The sequence below is a fragment of the Micromonospora sp. NPDC047074 genome (assembly GCF_040643815.1).
Taxonomy (GTDB): domain Bacteria; phylum Actinomycetota; class Actinomycetes; order Mycobacteriales; family Micromonosporaceae; genus Micromonospora.
In genome coordinates this window covers 71,245-87,958 of the sequence record NZ_JBEYVB010000027.1, presented here as the reverse complement: position 1 = coordinate 87,958, position 16,714 = coordinate 71,245, and the positions used below count along the sequence as shown (strand labels likewise).

Sequence of the window (16,714 nt, the reverse complement as noted above, 5' to 3'; positions counted from 1 at the left end):
GATGGCGCCGCCGGTGACGGCGAGCCCGGCCACGGTCAGAGCGGTCTTACGGATCAGATCGGTACGCATGATGAGAGCACCTTTCGATCGGGGGTGTGCGGCGCGCATGGGGGAGCGGCGTGCCGCTGTACGGCGCGCATGGCGGCGTGCCGTGGGAGGAAGTTGAGGAGGATCGCTCCGGCGGCGGGGGGCCTGCTCGGGCGTCCGAGGATGTAACGGCCCGGGGCGGTGAGGCATTCCGCCGTTCGGCCGGGCCATCGCGGGGCGCGGGGGAGCGCCGCGGGTATGCCATGTACAACGACCCGGGCCCGTCCGCGATTCCGCCGCGAGGGTGGCGCCGACCACGGGACGCCCCGCCGCAACCCGACGTCCGGGGCACGCACCGGACGCCACAAAGCGGACATCAGACCCATACGACGCAAGCCCCCCGCACCCCGCCACCCGAGCACCAGCCCCACACCCCAACACCCGCACTCGCCCAAGGCTCCGTGCCCACGCCTCGTGGCTCGCCGCGCAGAAGTCCCGTCCCCTGGTCGCGATCTTGCACTTTGTGCCCACCGTCTACGGCGAATGTCCGCCTTGTCCGGGCAGGAAGTGCAAGATCGCCGAGCCGAGCCGAGCCGAGCCGAGCCGAGCCGAGCCGAGCCGAGCCGAGGGTTGAGGGTTGAGGGTCGAGGGCCGGGCGTGGCGCGCGGCGCCGGGTGGAGTGGGGTGGGTGGGTTAGGGTTGCCGGTCGTGAGCGGTAGGGAGCGGGAGACTTCGGGGCTGCGCGACGATGATCGCGCGGTCGACCTGAGCGACGAGTTCGTGGTGTTGCCCGAGCAGACCGCCGACGACACCGACCGGGGCTGGGGCGAACGTTCCGGCGGCAACGACGACTGGCTGCTCGCCGAGCGTCCCCCGCACTGGGACTGAACCGCCAGCGGGCCTGTGGACAACGTCTCGGAGTCTGTGGATAACAGCCAGGGGCTGTGGACGACGACGCGGAGGCCGCTGCCCCGGCCCACGCCGAACGCGGAAGGCCATCCCCCGGCCCACGCGAACGCGGAAGGCCCGGGGTGGGCGGACCATCCCCGGGCCGGTGCGTGCGAGCCTCAGGAGGCGCTTGTGCTGGCGGCCGGGGTCTTGCCCGCCCCGCCGGAGGAGCCACCAGCGCCGCTCGACGACGACGAGGACGACGTCGAGCCGCCGGACGAGCCGGAGTCGCCGCCGGAGGACGAGTCGGACTTCGCCGGCTTGCTTGCGCCACCGCTCTTCGGGGTGTCCGAGCCGGACGACCGCGAGTCCGTGCGGTAGAAGCCCGAGCCCTTGAACACGACGCCGACGGAGTTGAAGACCTTCCGCAGCCGTCCCTCGCAGGCCGGGCACTCGGTCAGCGGCTCGTCAGAGAAGGACTGCACCGCCTCGAGCTGGTGGCCGCACGCGGTGCAGGCGTACTGGTACGTGGGCACGTTCTCCTCCGGATCTGGCCACGGCCGGTTGGCACTCGACGTATTCGAGTGCCAATGGTGCGTCATCGCCCCCGGGTTCGTCCAGCGGACGTGTGGGGCACGACACCCGCCGTGCCCCCCGGGGCGGCGTCCAGCGTACGCAGCCCTCCGGCAGGAGTGACCACCGCGCGTACCGGTCGGTCGTGCGGCTCGGCGGGCAGTGCCTCCACCAGCTCGCCGTCGTGCAGCGGGACCACCGTCAACGCGGTCGCCGACACCCGGGCCAGCGCCCGGTCGTACGAACCGCCGCCCCGGCCCAGCCGCACGCCCCGGCGGTCCACCGCCAGGGCCGGCAGCACCACCAGCTCAGCCCTGCCGATCGCGGCCCGGCCCAGTCGCGGCCCGGTCGGCTCGCGCATTCCCCGCCCGGCGGCCACCAGCCCGTCCGGCCCGGTCCAGGCCGCCCAGTCCAGGTCCAGGTCGTCGCACAGCACCGGCAGCAGCAACTCCCCGCCCGGCGGCAGCGCCGCGTGCAGCGCCGCCGGCAGGTCCGCTCCGCCCGGCTCGGAGCCGACCGGCACGTACGCGGTCATCCAAAGCGGCCGCAGGCGGCGTACGAGAGCCACCAGCTCGGCCTGGACGCGCCCGGCGGCGTCGGTGCGCTGCGGCGCGGTCAGCGCCCGGCGGCGGGTGAGCACCGCGGCGCGCTCATCCCGCTTCGCCCCTTCCGCTTCATGAGAAAAATCGGGCACGCAACACTCCTGACGCAACGTTTGCCACCTGGTGGCTCTGTGTCAGCATCGCAAGCGACGGCGGCGGAACTTCCGGGGGGACCGAGTGACGCTACGCGGGCGGTTGACCACAGCCTTCCTGGCGGTGGCGTTCGGCCCGGTGGTGCTCGGGGTGATGTTCGTCGGGGCGACGGTGGCGGCGGTCGACGCGAGCCGTTCCACCGAGCGTCTCGCGGTGGCCGCGGCGACCGTGCGCACCTCGGTCGACGCCCTCTGCCAGCAGTTGCGGGCCGCCGCCGACGCGGTCGCCCTGACCGGCGGCCGGCCCGGCGCGGCGAGCCAGGCGGTCAGCCGCGGTCTCGCCACCGCCGTGCGGGTCACCGACATCACCGGCCGGGTCACCTACGTCACGCCGGGCGCCCCGCCGGGGCCCTGGCGGGACTGCACCGACGCGCCCACCGTCGGCCCGGTGCGAGCCCTGGCCGCCCGGGTCGACCTGCGCGACGGGGCTGGCGCCCCGCTGGGCACCGTCACCGCCGCGCAGCGCGTCGACCCGGCCTTCGTGGCGCGCCTCGCGGCCGTGACCGGGGTGGCGGTCACCCTGCTCGACGGAGCCGAGACGCCCGTCCGGCTCGCGCACAGCACCGAGCAGATCGAGGTACGCGACGCCGTCCTCGCCGCCGCCGGCACCCTCGACGACGAGCGGGTCACCGAGACCGCCGACGGCCGGTACGTCCGCCGGATCGGCCCGTCCTCCGGGCAGCCCCTGCCGCTGGTGCTCTCGGTGCCCAGCGAGCGGCCGCCCGGCCTCTACGTCGCGCTGGGTGCGGCGGTACTGGTCGCGGCCCTGCTGGCCGTGGGGGTCGCCGGGCGGCTGGCGCGGGTGGCCACCCGTCCGCTGGTGGAGCTGGCGGGCGCGGTCGACCGGGTGGCCCGCGGCGACCTGACCGCCCGCGTGCCGGTGCGCAGCCGGGACGAGATCGGCCGGCTGGCCGGCGCGTTCAACCGGATGACCCGGGAGACGGGCACCTACGTGGCGGCGCTGACCAGCAGCCGGGACCAGCTGCGCGGGCACCTCGCCGTGCTGGGCGACACCCTGGCCAGCACGCACGACCTGCAACGCATCCTGCGGGTGATCCTGCACAGTGCGATCGCGGCGACCGGTGCCCGGGCCGGCGCGGTGCTGCTCGTCGACGACGGTGGGGTGCTCGTCGCGCAGTGCGTGGAAGGGCTGGACGGGCCCGATTCGGCGGACGAGCGGCCGGGCCCGCTGCGGGTGCCGCTCGGCAGCGGCGTGGTGGGCGCCGTCGCGGCGACCGGGGAGCCGCGACGCGGCCGGGTGGAGCCCTCCGCCGTGCAACCGGGTGAGCCGCGTTGCCAGACGTACATCGCGGTGCCGTTCGCCGCCCCCACGGTGGGCGGGTCCGACGCCCCCGCCGCCCGCCCCGGGCCGGAGCCGGCCGGCCCGGCCGGGGCGCTCGGTGTGCTGGCCCTCTACGACCGGCTCGGCGCGGACGAGTTCGACGACGACGACCTGGTCACCCTGCGCACCTTCGCCGGTCACGCGGCGGTGGCGGTGGACAACGTCCGGGTGCACGAGGAGGCGCAGCGGCTGTCGCTGACCGACCCGCTCACCGGGCTGTGGAACTACCGCTACCTGAAGGAGTCGATCCGTCGGGAGGTGGAGCGGGCGAGCCGGTTCGGCCGGATGCTCAGCGTCCTCGCGCTCGACCTGGACCGGTTCAAGGACGTCAACGACACGCACGGCCACGCGGCGGGCGACGCGGTGCTGGCCGAGTTCGCCCGTCGGATACGCGACGAAATCCGCGAGGTGGACCTCGCCTTCCGGCAGGGCGGCGAGGAGTTCGTGCTGCTGCTGCCGGAGACCGACGCCCGGGGCGCGGCGATCGTCGCGGAGCGGCTCGGCGTGGCGGTCCGGGGCAACCCGATCGCCGCTGGCGGGCACGGTGGGGCAGCCGTCTCCATCACGGTCACCGTCTCCATCGGCATCGCCGTGCACCCCGACCACGGCGTCACCGGCCAGCAGGTGCTGGACGCCGCCGACGACGCGCTCTACGCCGCCAAGGCGGCCGGCCGGGACACCTGGCGGATCGCCGAGGAGCGGGACGACCCACCGGCGAGGGAGATCCCCGTCCCGGCCGCCGCGGCCAGCCCGGAGGACGGAATGCCGCGTGCCGGCACGCCACGCCAGCCCGGCCGGAACTGCCCCGAACCGGCCGAATCGGCCGGCGTGGACCTCGGGAACACGCCGGCTGGACCCGCCCCCGCGCGGCCGGGTTCCTGCGGCGGCGCGTCTTCCGGTCCTCACCCTCCACGACAGAGCCGTGGCCGATAGTCTCGCGACATGTCGGAGCACTCAGCGAACCCCTCAACGGCGACCGCCGCAACCGGCCGCCCCCGCGCGGTCAAGGCCGTGATCCCGGCCGCCGGTCTGGCCACCCGGTTCCTGCCAGCCACCAAGGCGGTGCCCAAGGAGCTGCTCCCGGTGGTCGACCGGCCGGTTCTGCAGTACATCGTCGAGGAGGCCACCCAGGCTGGCATCGGCGACGTCCTGCTGATCACCGGCCGGGGCAAGACATCGATGGTGGACCACTTCGACCGCCGCCCCGACCTGGAGGCCAGGTTGGAGGAGAAGGGTGACGCCGAGCGGCTCGCCGCGGTGCGCCGCCCCAGCGAGCTGGCCGAGATCTACACCTGCCGGCAGCCCGAGCAGCTCGGCCTCGGCCACGCCGTCGGCTACGCCGAGTCGCACGTCGGTGACGAGCCCTTCGCGGTGCTGCTGGGCGACGAGTTCGTCAAGCAGTCCGAGCCGCTGCTGCCGGCCATGCTGGAACTCCAGGCCCGCACAGGCGGCGTGGTGCTGGCCTTCTTCGAGGTCGACCCGGCCGAGACGAAGCGCTACGGCATCGCCTCGGTGGAGCCGGCGGAGGCGGAGCTGACCGACATCGGCGAGGTCGTCCGGGTCACCGGCCTGGTCGAGAAGCCCAAGCCGGAGGACGCGCCGAGCAACCTCGCGGTGCTGGGCCGCTACGTGCTGCCGGGCACGATCTTCGACGCGATCCGGCGGACGAAGCCGGGCAGCGGCGGCGAGATCCAGCTGACCGACGCGATGGAGCTGCTGCGCGACGAGGGCACACCGGTGCACGCGATCGTCTACCGGGGCACCCGCTACGACACCGGAATGCCGCTGGGCTACCTCCAGACCGTGGTGCAGATCGCCGCCGAACGCGAAGACCTCGGCAGCGAGTTCCGCGCCTGGCTGACCGAGTTCGTCAACACCGACGCGTCGGGCGTGACTGGTACATGACAGCGTCGGCCGACGCCGAGGCGGCCGCGAACGAGTTGACGCCGCTCGCCGACTACCTGGGCAGCGTGCTGCGCAGGTTACGCGCGCTGCCTCCGCTCGACCTCGACCTCACCCAGGCGCACGGCAACGTCCTCGCCGAGGACGTCGTCGCGCCGCACTCCTTCCCGGCCTTCGACCAGGCGGCCATGGACGGGTACGCGGCCCGCTGGGAGGACATCTCCGGAGGCGGTCGGGGCGTGGGCTACGTCCCGACCCAGTCCGGCGGGCCGGGCGGGCGCAACGTCCGGCTCAACGTCGTCGGCGACCTCGGCGCGGCGAGCTGGCGGCCGGTCCGGCTCACCCCCGGCGCGTGCTTCTCCGTGGCCGCGGGGGCGCCGCTGCCGCTCACCGCCGACGTCGTCGTGCCCGTCGAGTGGACCGACCAGGGCATGGCCGCGGTGGAGATCTTCCGCGTCCCCAAACGGGGGTACGGGGTGCGCCGGGCCGGCGAGGAGTTGCCGGCAGGCACCCTGCTCGCCCGGGCGGGCACCTATGTCTCACCGGCGCTGGTGGCCGTCTTCGCCGCCACCGGCATCGGGCACGTCGTCGTCCGGCCCAGTCCCCGGGTGGTCATCGTGGCCACCGGCGACGAGCTGGTCGACGTGGGCCGGGGCAGCCAGCCCGGCCAGACGGTCGACGCCAACTCGCACGCGTTGACCGCCGCCGCGGCCGAGGTCGGCGCCCTGGCGTACCGGGTGGGTATCTGCGACGACGACCCGGAAGGGCTGCGCGGGCTGTTGGAGGACCAGACGCTGCGTGCCGACCTGATCATCACCACCGGGGGCACCGGCACCGGTCCCGGCGACATGGTGCGGCGGATCCTGTCCCGGCGGGAGGGCGGCCGGGCCGGGCCGGTCGCCTTCACCGAGGTCGCGCTCTATCCCGGCACCTCGCTCGGCTTCGGCACGGTCGGCGCCGAGGAGGTGCCGGTGGTGTGCCTGCCCGGCGACACGGGCTCGGCCCTGATCGGTTTCGAGGTGCTGGCCCGCCCGGCGATCAACCTGCTGGCCGGGGCGGAGCCGGTGTTCCGGCCCAGCGTCCGCGCCCACCTGCTGGAGACGATCTCGTCGCCGGTCGGGCTGCGCGAGTTCCGCCCCGCACACGTCGCCGAGCGGCGCGGCGGCGGCTACACGGTGCAGCCGCTCAACGGTGGCCCGTACACCCTCTCGGGGCTGGCCGAGGCGAACGGGCTGATGGTGCTGGGCGAGCGGGTGACCAGTGCGGCGGCCGGCTCCACGGTGGACGTCCTCCTACTGGACCGGCGCCGGTGAGGCCGGCCGTCGCGAGCGGAAGGTTGGCTCGGTGAGCGCGAGGAGTGAGCTTGCGAGCCCCGCAGTCGCGAGCGGAAGGTTGGCTCGGTGAGTCTGTTCAGGCCGGGGAGGGCGCCGGGGTGGCCGGCGGTGCTGACCGACGGCCCCGTGTTGCTGCGCCCCTACCGGCGTTCGGACGCCGCCGCCTGGTCCGAGGTGCGCCGCGCCAACCGGGAGTGGCTCGCGCCGTGGGAGTCGTCCCTGCCCGGGAGCTGGCACGAGCTGAACTCGCCGGCCGCGTTCCGCTGGGTGCATCGCGACCAGCGGCGGTCGGCGCGGATCGGCGAGGGCATGCCGTTCGCCGTCTGCCTGCGTGAGGAGGGGCGGGAGCGGCTGGTCGGCCACCTCAACGTGGGCAGCATCGTGCGGCGGGCGTTCTGCTCCGGGTACGTGGGCTACTGGGTGGATTCCCGGGTGGCGGGGCGCGGAGTGATCCCCACCGCGATGGCGCTCGCCGTCGACCACGCCTTCGGGCTGGGCGGGCTGCACCGGGTCGAGGTGAACATCCGCCCGGAGAACCGGCCGTCCCGGCGGGTGGTGGAGAAGCTGGGCTTCCGCGAGGAGTCGTACCACGTGCGCTACATGCACATCGACGGTGCGTGGCGGGACCATATCGGATATGCGATGACCAGCGAGGAGGTCGCCGCCGAGGGTGGGCTGCTGGCCCGCTGGCACCGGCTCCGCGCCACCACGGCGTGAGCCGTCCCACGCACGGGATCGGCGCGGCGCGTCAGCATCCACGTCCCCGGCCCGTAACCTCAAGTAACTGCAAGCTGTGGCAAGCGCTGCTCCATCCGTACGATCCACGCACCCGACCACGATCGGTGGAAGATCCTGCGGTCGGGTGACGGTTGCTCCGAATTCGGTGACGGGAGGGGTGAGGGTGCCGACCTCGGTGCTCCTCGCCGTCCTCGCCGCCGCCGGCCTGCTCGCCCTCGCACCGGCGCTGGTCCGCCGGTACGACGCCACCGAGCGGCTGGTGGCGGAGCGGGCGCAGTCGACGGCGCGGGTGCTCCAGCGCCGCCGGCGTCGCCGCACTGTGCCGGGACGACGGCCGGTCCATCCGCCCCGCACCCTTGTCGTCACCCTCAGTGAGAATGTGAACACGGGTGACCTCTCCCCACCGGTCTCCGCGCCGCCCGCCCGCCGGCAGAAGCGGCTGCGCGCGGTGCCGCCGGCGCCGAAAAAGGGCCGCCGCCGGCCGCCGCCCCGCCGGCAGCACACGCCCGCCGTCTACCGGCGTAGGCGGGTGCTCGCCGCACTGCTGCTGCTGAACTTCGTCGAGCTGATCGGTGTGATCGTGGTCAGCCCCGGCTTCTGGATCAGCTTCGCGGTCACCGCCACGCTGCTGATCGCGTACGTCGTGCACCTGCGGGCGCGGGCGCTGGCGGACCGCCGGCGGCGGCGGGCGCGGGCTCGGGAGGCGGCGTGGCTGGCCGCCAGGCAGGCCGAGGTGCGTCGGGAGCAGGCCCGCCGGGCGGCGGCCCGCCGGGAGGCGCAGCGTCGCCTGGCGGCCCAACGCGAGGTGGTACGCCGCGCCGCGATGGGCCTGGACCGGCCGTCCGACCTGCCGGCGGCGGCCAACGGCGGCTCCGTCTCATACCGTCGTTCCGGTGGCCTGCGCGGCCGTCCGTACCAGTCCGGCCGCGGCTCCCACTCGGCCTGACGCCTCGCCCCTATTCCTCGGCGATCTTGGTGCGGAACGGCCCCTCCAAGGGCCGTTCCGCACCAAGATCGTGGCGCGCCGGGGGTGGACTCGCGGCGGGGTCGGTCGACCTGTTAGCCTTGGCGCCGGCCCTCCCGGTGAAAGCCGGGTGGGACCAAAGCCGGTTCGCCGGCAGAGGGGTTGTGGCGCAGTCCGGTAGCGCACCTCGTTCGCATCGAGGGGGTCAGGGGTTCGAATCCCCTCAACTCCACCCGTAATGCCAATGGCCAGCGGAAACGCTGGCCATTGATCGTTTGGCGCAGATTCGGCACGACTCAGCCCGGAAGCGCACCCCTGAGCGGTTGCCCGCAGCTTCCCGAAGCGCCGTGCTCGAAGCCGACCTGCTCCGGCCGCAGCGGTGGTGACACTCCAGAACCGCGATCGCGACACTTCGGAACCAGGAACGATCGTCAGAGGTGAGCCCTCAGCGTGGGGGACGCGGGTCGGATGGTGCTGGTAGCTTCGCACGGCAAAGGGGGACTGGTGGACATCCTGTACGAGGCGCGGCGGCGCTCACTTGCCGGGTTCCTTGAGGTTTACGACGCTGCCCAGGTGAAAGCCGAGGGGAAAGCCGGCAGGGCATTGCTGAAGGCGATTGCCAATCCGGATCCAGCAGCCCGTGTGGGCATCGTGACGGTGCTTCTCGATGATGGCGCCGACGCTCGGGAGGCTCTCTCCGACGGGGTGAACGCGTTGCACGTGATGTTCGGCCGAGCCAGGCTCGCACCGGAGACGGAGGCCTCGTTGCTTCGGAGGCTGATCGACGCGGGGGCTGACGTCAACGCGGTCGCGAAGAAGTTCGGCACGCCGCTGGAACTGCTGATCGGCCGGTTCCAGTACGACGACGAGGTGCTGGCGCCGTACTACGACGTCCTGTTTTCCTACGACGACCTCGACCTGCTGAGACTCGGTGCCTTCAAGAAATGCGCGTACGACCTGGTGGTCAGCCACCAGCGGCGACCGATGCTCCAGGCTCGCATGGAACAGCACCTGCGAAACCAGATCGGTGGTGGCGATCCGGCACCACCGGTGCACTGAACGGGACGACGATTCGGCTACCCAGTTCAAAGGCCGGTTCCGCTTGTCGGAGACGGTCTTTTCGATTTCTGGCAGCAACTGCTGACCGGGCTCGGCGGAGGCGCCAGCGAGCTAATCCGGCAGCGGCGTCGGGTGCATCGTGAGGTAGATCAGCCCCTGCTCCTCGTGAACTGTGCAGCTCAGTTCGTAGGGCTCGGCAGCGCCGATGCGGAAGATGAGGGTGACCCGATCCCGTACGAATCTCTGGGTGCCGCTGGGCTTTCCAAGCGCGCTGGTGATCTCCTGCTGGCTCTGCCGTGCCCGCAGGGGAAGCCGGAGTGCGTTGATCATGCTCTGAACCGTCGACTCCGGCAGGGCGACGAGGTCGATCGCTATGGAAAGCGTCACCTCGGGAGCCGACTCAAGGCGAAGCCACTCCGTGAAGCCTGATGCCTCTCCGACCCAGGACCGGCCCAAGTACTCCCAGCCGTGAAGCTGCTCAAGGTGCTCCGCCGCTATGAAGTCGGCGAGGCGAAGCCGACCGAAGGCATCATGCGAGATCCCGAACGGCTCCACTCTGACACTCCTTCGAGTTGATCGAGACCCGCGACGGTACAGCAACTCACAGGAACTGCTCGCCGAGTCGGGTGGAGGCCGTCTCGGTCGCCTCCGAAGGCGACCTGGGCGTAGGCGTCGCCGGCAGCCGGCCGCGCCACGCCGCGCCACGCCTGAGCAGCGGTCCGCGACACGAGAGGCGACTCGGTCTGTTCCGGCAGCGTCCGTACGTGCGTCGAGGTTGGCTTGACGTGAGGGCCGGGCCCCCGGCCCGCTCCCGTGGAGGGCGAGTCGGCGGCAGACGGGTCGGCTGGGTAGGGCTTCTGCTTGCGCGAGGCCCGCTCAGGGGCTGGGCGGGTTCTGGCCGCGCCGCCATACCTCACCTTGGACGGCATGACGCTCTGCCGCGTACCGCTCCTGGGTAGACCTGGCATCGCGAGCCGAAGCGGAATCCTCGGGCGAGGAGAAGCGCTTCCGGTCGCGCCAGCCAACGAAGACGAACGCCGCGAGCAGGAAAGCGGCGAACGCTATGAGGGACACCAGCAGCGGCTTCATGCCATCGACGCTACGGCATATGAGCCAGAAACACCCTCCGCCTCAGTCCGGTCGACCGGTCGGGTGACCAGGGCGCGTTGAACCGAGCCACGAGCGCCAACCACACACCAACCCGAACATCATCCAAGCCCGACCGCCAGGACGCCCGCCCGGAAACGGTCGCCGGAGGACATGGCAGGACGATGGCAATCGGTGGGTTGCGACCGCCCGGACAATGATCGGCATGGCCGAGCTGAGCCCGCGCACGATCAGACAGCTGGGTCGGCTGTTCATGCTGCTATTCCCGCTGTTCGCGTTGGCCTTCGATTTCGTCCTCATCCTTGTCACGTACCTGCTGCTGGCCTCGGTCGTTCCCAACGTGCTGGGTGAGGTAGCCGTGAGCCCTGCCAGGTTCGCTGCGTGGATCGCACTGGTGAGGTTGCCAATGACCCTCGCCCACACGCTGGTCGTCTCGTGGCGCGCCTGGAAGGCCCTGGTGACCACGGGCGAGGTTCCCGATCCTCCGGTACGGAAGGGCTGGCGTCGCATCCTGGTCGAGGTGCGCGACCGGGTGGCGAACGCCGCTTGGTCGGTGCTGGCCGCGTTGCTCGTCTTCGATCACGTGGCCGATCCGGGCAACGCACACGTCTGCCAACTCGTCGCCGTGACTGCCGTCGGACCGTTCCTGCTGTTGCAGTCCGTGACGGGATTGTTCTGGCCACTGCGTTGGTGGTGGCGACGGAGGCACAGATACCGCGCGCGGCACGCGAATCCCGATGAGGAGCCATCGATGTCTGACATCCGGGCCGAGTGACCAACCAGGTGACGACCGAGGCGGCCGACCTCGGACGCCGGTGAGGTCATCGCCCGGCGTTCACGAAGGCAACGATCTCGTCGAGACCGGGTCGGTAACCGTCGCTGGTGTCCACTTCGAACTCGGGCACGTCGAGCCGGACACGGTCGAAGCTGTCGTGGCCCGCTGTGTGTATCTGCTGGTCGATGAAGAACGCGTCGGCATGTGCGCGCCGGGTCGGGCTCTCTCCCTGCCGTTGCTTGATGCGGTCCCATGCCGTCGCGGCTGCGATCTGGCAGTGGACGACCCGGATGTCGGCGAGCCCACTCAGGGGCAGCAGGTGCGGGCGCCAGAGCCGGTCCTGGAAGGCCGCCTCGGCCACCGTGGTGACGCCGGCTGCCAGGAGCAGTTCCAGCACCTGGAAGAACGTCGGCAGTGTCCGCAGGGTCAGATCGTCGACCGGCGCGGCGCTGAAGTCACCAGCCGTATGGACCATGCCCTCCTTGATCTCGTCTCGACAGATCGCCGGACAGCCGATCTTCCGGGCGAGTCGATGGGCGAGTGTGGTCTTGCCCGCGCCGGGGGGACCGCTGACGACGACAAGCGTCGGTTTCATCCGCACCAGCTCAGTTATAGCCGCGCCGAGCAGACCTGCCCTGATAAGCCGCCGGAACGCCGGTTCGCGGTACCGACACGGACTTTGGCACCGGACGCGCGTCGGTCAGCGGCCGGCCCGGATCCGTTGGCGCCGCCACACGCGCAGGGCGACGACGGCGGCGATCGCCACCAGCAGGACCCACTCGCCGATGCCCAACTCCCGTTCGAGGTAGCGGTAGGAGGCCGAGCCGAGGTAGCCGAGCAGCGCCACGGCCGTGGCCCACACCAGCCCACCGGCCAGGTTCGCCCGCAGGAACGGTGGCCAGGGCATCCCACCGGCTCCGGCGACCATCGGCACCAGGACCCGCAGGACGGCGATCCAGCGGCCGGCCACGACCGCCCACGCTCCGCGTCGGGCGACCAGGCGGCGGGCCCGCCCGATGTCCGCGTGCCGGTGCAGTGGGCCGGGCGCGCGGGCCAGCACGCGCTGGCCGTACCGCCGGCCCAGTGTGTAGCCGACCTGGTCGCCGAGGCACGCCCCGACTGCGCCGGCGACGACCACCGCCCACAGTGGCAGTCGGCCGGCGTGCGCCAGCAGCCCGCCGACCAGGATCGCCGTCTCGCCCGGTATGACCAGCCCGAGCAGGGTCGAGGACTCCAGGGCCGGCAGGAGGAACACCAGGGTCAGGACGAGGACCGGCGGTAGCCCCGTGATGACCGCCACCAGCCTGTCCATTCGCTGATTGTCACCCCTGGCGGTTGCCGCGTGGCCGAGAACGCGCACGCCCCGGCGAGCACGGGCGGGATGGTTCGCCACGTCATCCGACGGTGTACATGGGCGCGCGGGCGTGCGTCATGGAAAACCCGGCATCGACGGCGACGTCGCGTCACGCAAGACATGACATCTTTATCTATGTAGAAGAACATCGATACACAAGGTCGATTGGCATGTATCCTCAGGCATCGACGTACTGAAATTAATCGTCTTGTAACAGTCAACGATGGAGGGGTGCATGACCAGAACCCGGATGCTGACCCTGCTCGCAGGTGTTCTCTCCGCGACGCTCGCCGTGCTCGGGTTGGCCAACCCGGCGCACGCCGCCGGCCACCACTACGTTGCACTGGGCGACTCGTACGCCTCGGGTGTCGGTGCCGGCAGTTACACCGCGGAGAGCGGCAGCTGCAAGCGCAGCACCAAGGCGTTCTCCGCCCTCTGGGCGGCGGCCAACGCGCCGGCCTCCTACAAGTCGGTGGCCTGCGGGGGTGCGAAGACGACCGACGTGATCAACTCGCAGGTCGCCGCGCTCAGCGCGCAGACCACCCTGGTCAGCATCACCATCGGCGGCAACGACGCCGGGTTCGGCAACATCATGAGCACCTGCGCCCTCCAGGGCTCAAGTGCCTGCATCGCCGCGGTGGACGCGGCCCAGGTGCAGGCCCGGGCGAACCTTCCCGGCCTGCTCGACCGGGCCTACGCCGCGATCCGCAGCAAGGCCCCGAACGCGAAGGTTGTCGTGCTCAGCTACCCGGTCTTCTACCAGCTCGGCACGGTCTGCATCGGGATCGGCGAGGCGGCCCGCGCGAAGGTCAACGAGGGCATCAACCTGGCCGACAGCCTGATCGCCGCCGCCGCGGCCCGCGCCGGGTTCACCTTCGCCGACGTGCGCAGCATCTTCGTCGGACACCAGATCTGCAGCGGCAACAAGTGGATCCACTCCGTCGACATCCTGAACCTGTCGAACTCGTACCACCCGATGGCGACCGGGCAGTCCCTCGGCTACCTTCCGGTGTTCACCCAGGCGGTCGGCCAGTCCGCCGCCGCCAAGAAGGCCAGCGCCAAGGCGTAGCCCGCTTCTCGCCCTCGCCTCCGCCAGCATCCGATGGCGGAGGCGAAGGTGTGTGGGCGGGCGTCGCCAGAGTGCGGCGCTTGCCAGGCCTCCGAACATAATAGAGAATCGTCGATGTTCCTGAGCCGGACGTGATCGGGCAGCCGGGCAGCCCTCGATCGGAACCCCGCCCTGTCCGCCATCCTCCGGAGGAACCATCGATGAGAGCCACACTCAGGCTGATGGGCGCCGCCCTGGCTGCCGCCGCGCTGGCCGCGCTCGCGGCGGTAGCGGTGCCGCTGTCGGCGTCGGCCGCGACGCTGACCGAGGTGACGAGCTTCGGCCCCAACCCGAGCAACCTGCGCATGTACCTGTACGTGCCGGACACCGTCGCACCCCGGCCGGGGCTGCTGGTCGCGGTGCACTACTGCACCGGCACCGGCCCGGCGATGTATTCCAACACCCAGTTCGCGGCCCTGGCCGACCGGTACGGCTACATCGTCGTCTACCCGTCGGTGACCCGGAGCAGCCAGTGCTTCGACGTCTCCTCGCCGCAGGCGCTGCGTCGCGACGGCGGCAGCGACCCGGTGGGCATCAAGTCGATGGTCGACCACGTCCGGCAGCGGTACGCCGTCGACCCGGACCGGATCTTCGCCACCGGCATCTCCTCCGGCGCGATGATGACCAACGTCCTGCTCGGGCTCTATCCCGACGTGTTCCGGGCCGGATCGGCGTTCTCCGGCGTACCGTTCGGCTGCTTCGCCACCACGAACGGCTCCGAGTGGAACAGCGAGTGTGCCAACGGCCAGATCATCCGGACTCCGCAGGAGTGGGGGGACCTGGTCCGCAACGCGCACCCGGGCTACACCGGGCGCCGGCCCCGGATGCAGACCTGGCACGGCACGAACGACGAGGTGCTGCGCTACCCGAACTTCGGCGAGCAGATCAAGCAGTGGACGAACGTGCACGGGCTGAGCCAGACACCGGCCTACACCGACAGCCCGCAGGCCGGCTACACCCGCACCCGCTACGGCGGTAGCGACGGCACGGCCCCGGTCGAGGCCATCAGCATGCAGGGGGTGCCGCACAACCTGCCGGTCGACGCCGCACAGGCGATCCGCTTCTTCGGCCTCGACACCACTGCACCACCCACCACTCCGCCGCCCACGACGCCGCCGCCGACCACGCCGCCGCCCTCGCCGGGTGCCTGCCAGGTGGGGTACGCCGTCAACGCCTGGAACACCGGGCTGACCGCCTCGGTGACCATCACCAACACCGGCAGCGCGACGCTCACCGGCTGGTCCCTGGCCTTCACGCTGCCCGCCGGCCAGAGCATCACCAACGGCTGGAACGCGACGTACGCTCCGACCAGCGGCGCGGTGACCGCCCGCAACGTCGGCTACAACGCCACCATCGCGCCCGGCGCGTCGGTCACGGTCGGTTTCCAGGCCACCCACACCGGCAACACGTCGCGGCCGTCCTCGTTCACCCTGAACGGCGCCGTCTGCTCGGTGGCCTGAACCCGCCGGGGCGGCACCGGAGTGGTGCCGCCCCGGCGGGTTCCGGGATGACCGCCGGCAGGTGGCTCACTCGCCCAGCGGGGCGCTCCGCAGGTGCCATTCCCTCAGTCGCGGACGGCCCGGCAACTCGATCCGGCCGGTGGACCACCGCAGCGCCGCCCACGGGTCGACGGTGGACAGTTCCTGCGCCGTCTCGGGAGCCAGCCGAGCGAGCACCCGGGCGCACACCTCGCGCGGGGGATCGATGGCGAGCCCCAGGCCCTGGGCGATGTCAGCCCCGTGCAGCAGCATCTCCACACACCCCAGGGCGGCGAAGCCCTCCGGATCGGCCTGACCCGTGGGATGGTAGGCGCGGACCTCCGGCCCGGACGCGCGTACCGTGGCCGCCAGGATGCGGCCGCCCGCCTCGGCGAACTCCAGCACCTGTTCCGGGGAGGCGTCCTTGTCGGCGTTCGCCATGAAGCACACGAACCGCTTCTCCGGCCGGGCCACGAGTTGGCCCGCGAACGACATCAGGCAGTCGCCGATGTGCTCGGCGGTGTGCCAGCAGTCCCACTCCAGCTCGCCCGCCCGCACGGACCAGTCCAGGCCGATCGCCGGTTGCAGGCTGGCGACGACGCTGGACACTGCCGCATCGAGATCATCAGCGGTGACCGTCATGTTTCCCCCCAGGTCTTGTGAGCCGACGCCGCGCCGGCCTCGGTCGGTGGCGGACAGCCTGCCTGACCGGTGTGACGAATCGAGTGGCGACGGGTGTGGCGGCCCTCGGTAGAGCGTCCGTACCTCGACGACGCGCCCGTCGCCAACTGGCCTGGCCGGTCCGTCGGTCACCGGCCGGCGTCGGTACCGGTGGCGGACGAGACGGCGAGCTGGTCCAGTGCGTCCTCGTACACCCCGACCTTGAAGTTGATCAGGTCCAGGCACTTCTGGAGCTGGTCCATCTGGTCCATGACCCGCCCCCGGTGCTCCTGCAGCAGCGCCAGCCGTTCCGCCTCGGTGCCGCCGCCCGCGCGGACCAGTTCGGTGTAGCGCCGGACAGCCGGCAGCGGCATGCCGGAGCCACGCAGGATCACGCAGACGGTGAGCCAGTCCACGTCGTCCTCGTGGTAGACCCGGCGCCCGCCGGGATCGCGCCGGACCGGGTTGGCCAGGATGCCTTCCCGCTCGTAGAACCGCAGCGTGTGCACGCTCAGCCCAGTGCGCTCGGCGACCTCGCCGATGCTCAGGCCTGGGACGACTCCGGACATGCCGGCCAGCGTACGGGTTGACCTGGAGTCGGCTCCAGCTCCTAGGGTGCTCGCACGCGTAGCCGGCGGGCCGACCGCCCCG

General features: G+C 71.8%; 18 protein-coding genes and 1 tRNA gene. 11 read left to right on the top strand and 8 right to left on the bottom strand.

Annotated features, from left to right (window positions below; genetic code table 11):
• Positions 1–726: 726 nt before the first annotated feature.
• The gene (locus tag ABZ809_RS25035) at positions 727–915 is read left to right on the top strand and encodes a hypothetical protein (RefSeq protein ID WP_357565027.1); all 189 of its coding nucleotides are present in this window, start codon (positions 727–729) and stop codon (positions 913–915) included.
• Between the two features lie 179 nt (positions 916–1,094).
• Here the strand turns inward: ABZ809_RS25035 and ABZ809_RS25030 are convergent, their stop codons facing one another.
• A complete protein-coding gene (locus ABZ809_RS25030; RefSeq protein WP_357565025.1) occupies positions 1,095–1,451 on the bottom strand; it encodes an FmdB family zinc ribbon protein in 357 nt (118 codons plus the stop codon).
• Between the two features lie 62 nt (positions 1,452–1,513).
• Complete coding sequence (locus tag ABZ809_RS25025; protein ID WP_357565024.1) at positions 1,514–2,182, bottom strand: 5-formyltetrahydrofolate cyclo-ligase; 669 nt, start codon at positions 2,180–2,182, stop codon at positions 1,514–1,516.
• Positions 2,183–2,267: 85 nt separating this feature from the next.
• Here ABZ809_RS25025 and ABZ809_RS25020 point away from each other — a divergent pair, with 85 nt between their 5' ends.
• The 7 genes from ABZ809_RS25020 (at position 2,268) to ABZ809_RS24990 (ending at position 9,581) form a co-directional block, all read left to right on the top strand.
• Positions 2,268–4,517, top strand: coding sequence for a diguanylate cyclase (locus ABZ809_RS25020; RefSeq protein ID WP_357565023.1), 2,250 nt, complete (start codon positions 2,268–2,270; stop codon positions 4,515–4,517).
• Positions 4,518–4,526: 9 nt separating this feature from the next.
• Positions 4,527–5,489: a UTP--glucose-1-phosphate uridylyltransferase gene (locus tag ABZ809_RS25015; protein ID WP_357565022.1), complete on the top strand. Its 963-nt coding sequence runs from the start codon at positions 4,527–4,529 to the stop codon at positions 5,487–5,489.
• Positions 5,486–6,799: a gephyrin-like molybdotransferase Glp gene (gene glp / locus ABZ809_RS25010; RefSeq protein WP_357565021.1), complete on the top strand. Its 1,314-nt coding sequence runs from the start codon at positions 5,486–5,488 to the stop codon at positions 6,797–6,799. The genes ABZ809_RS25015 and glp overlap by 4 nt, the downstream gene beginning before the upstream one ends.
• A gap of 129 nt (positions 6,800–6,928) precedes the next feature.
• Positions 6,929–7,537 carry a GNAT family protein gene (locus tag ABZ809_RS25005; protein WP_357565033.1) on the top strand — a complete coding sequence of 203 codons (609 nt, stop codon included), beginning with the start codon at positions 6,929–6,931 and terminating at the stop codon, positions 7,535–7,537.
• A 178-nt stretch (positions 7,538–7,715) separates the two neighbouring features.
• Entirely contained in the window at positions 7,716–8,504 is a 789-nt protein-coding gene (locus tag ABZ809_RS25000; RefSeq protein ID WP_357565020.1) for a hypothetical protein, read from the top strand.
• A 176-nt stretch (positions 8,505–8,680) separates the two neighbouring features.
• Positions 8,681–8,754 (top strand) — tRNA-Ala (locus ABZ809_RS24995).
• Positions 8,755–9,026: 272 nt separating this feature from the next.
• The gene (locus tag ABZ809_RS24990) at positions 9,027–9,581 is read left to right on the top strand and encodes a hypothetical protein (protein WP_357565019.1); all 555 of its coding nucleotides are present in this window, start codon (positions 9,027–9,029) and stop codon (positions 9,579–9,581) included.
• A 111-nt stretch (positions 9,582–9,692) separates the two neighbouring features.
• Here the strand turns inward: ABZ809_RS24990 and ABZ809_RS24985 are convergent, their stop codons facing one another.
• Together ABZ809_RS24985 and ABZ809_RS24980 are read right to left on the bottom strand one after the other, a co-directional pair.
• The gene (locus ABZ809_RS24985) at positions 9,693–10,136 is read right to left on the bottom strand and encodes a hypothetical protein (RefSeq protein WP_357565017.1); all 444 of its coding nucleotides are present in this window, start codon (positions 10,134–10,136) and stop codon (positions 9,693–9,695) included.
• A 321-nt stretch (positions 10,137–10,457) separates the two neighbouring features.
• Positions 10,458–10,670 (bottom strand): hypothetical protein, encoded by a 213-nt coding sequence (locus ABZ809_RS24980; RefSeq protein ID WP_357565016.1) that lies wholly within the window; start codon positions 10,668–10,670, stop codon positions 10,458–10,460.
• A 223-nt stretch (positions 10,671–10,893) separates the two neighbouring features.
• On the opposite strand from ABZ809_RS24980, the gene ABZ809_RS24975 reads away from it, so the two are divergent.
• Positions 10,894–11,463, top strand: coding sequence for a hypothetical protein (locus ABZ809_RS24975; protein WP_357565015.1), 570 nt, complete (start codon positions 10,894–10,896; stop codon positions 11,461–11,463).
• A 46-nt stretch (positions 11,464–11,509) separates the two neighbouring features.
• Here ABZ809_RS24975 and ABZ809_RS24970 read toward each other — a convergent pair whose 3' ends face one another.
• Together ABZ809_RS24970 and ABZ809_RS24965 are read right to left on the bottom strand one after the other, a co-directional pair.
• Positions 11,510–12,058: an AAA family ATPase gene (locus tag ABZ809_RS24970; RefSeq protein WP_357565014.1), complete on the bottom strand. Its 549-nt coding sequence runs from the start codon at positions 12,056–12,058 to the stop codon at positions 11,510–11,512.
• 105 nt (positions 12,059–12,163) lie between these two features.
• Complete coding sequence (locus tag ABZ809_RS24965) at positions 12,164–12,775, bottom strand: DedA family protein (RefSeq protein WP_357565013.1); 612 nt, start codon at positions 12,773–12,775, stop codon at positions 12,164–12,166.
• A 277-nt stretch (positions 12,776–13,052) separates the two neighbouring features.
• Here ABZ809_RS24965 and ABZ809_RS24960 point away from each other — a divergent pair, with 277 nt between their 5' ends.
• Together ABZ809_RS24960 and ABZ809_RS24955 are read left to right on the top strand one after the other, a co-directional pair.
• Positions 13,053–13,886 (top strand): SGNH/GDSL hydrolase family protein, encoded by an 834-nt coding sequence (locus ABZ809_RS24960; RefSeq protein WP_357565012.1) that lies wholly within the window; start codon positions 13,053–13,055, stop codon positions 13,884–13,886.
• A gap of 200 nt (positions 13,887–14,086) precedes the next feature.
• Positions 14,087–15,385 carry a PHB depolymerase family esterase gene (locus ABZ809_RS24955; protein WP_357565010.1) on the top strand — a complete coding sequence of 433 codons (1,299 nt, stop codon included), beginning with the start codon at positions 14,087–14,089 and terminating at the stop codon, positions 15,383–15,385.
• Between the two features lie 66 nt (positions 15,386–15,451).
• Here the strand turns inward: ABZ809_RS24955 and ABZ809_RS24950 are convergent, their stop codons facing one another.
• Together ABZ809_RS24950 and ABZ809_RS24945 are read right to left on the bottom strand one after the other, a co-directional pair.
• Entirely contained in the window at positions 15,452–16,012 is a 561-nt protein-coding gene (locus tag ABZ809_RS24950) for a hypothetical protein (RefSeq protein WP_357565009.1), read from the bottom strand.
• 200 nt (positions 16,013–16,212) lie between these two features.
• Positions 16,213–16,632, bottom strand: coding sequence for a MerR family transcriptional regulator (locus ABZ809_RS24945; protein ID WP_357565008.1), 420 nt, complete (start codon positions 16,630–16,632; stop codon positions 16,213–16,215).
• Between the last annotated feature and the right edge of the window lie 82 nt (positions 16,633–16,714).

Coding starts and splice junctions, on each gene's coding strand:
- ABZ809_RS24965 (WP_357565013.1), bottom strand. CDS start 12,775: ATGGACAGGCTGGTGGCGGTCATCACGGGGCTACCGCCGGTCCTCGTC.
- ABZ809_RS24975 (WP_357565015.1), top strand. CDS start 10,894: ATGGCCGAGCTGAGCCCGCGCACGATCAGACAGCTGGGTCGGCTGTTC.
- ABZ809_RS24980 (WP_357565016.1), bottom strand. CDS start 10,670: ATGAAGCCGCTGCTGGTGTCCCTCATAGCGTTCGCCGCTTTCCTGCTC.
- ABZ809_RS24970 (WP_357565014.1), bottom strand. CDS start 12,058: ATGAAACCGACGCTTGTCGTCGTCAGCGGTCCCCCCGGCGCGGGCAAG.
- ABZ809_RS24945 (WP_357565008.1), bottom strand. CDS start 16,632: ATGTCCGGAGTCGTCCCAGGCCTGAGCATCGGCGAGGTCGCCGAGCGC.
- glp (WP_357565021.1), top strand. CDS start 5,486: ATGACAGCGTCGGCCGACGCCGAGGCGGCCGCGAACGAGTTGACGCCG.
- ABZ809_RS24960 (WP_357565012.1), top strand. CDS start 13,053: ATGACCAGAACCCGGATGCTGACCCTGCTCGCAGGTGTTCTCTCCGCG.
- ABZ809_RS25015 (WP_357565022.1), top strand. CDS start 4,527: ATGTCGGAGCACTCAGCGAACCCCTCAACGGCGACCGCCGCAACCGGC.
- ABZ809_RS24955 (WP_357565010.1), top strand. CDS start 14,087: ATGAGAGCCACACTCAGGCTGATGGGCGCCGCCCTGGCTGCCGCCGCG.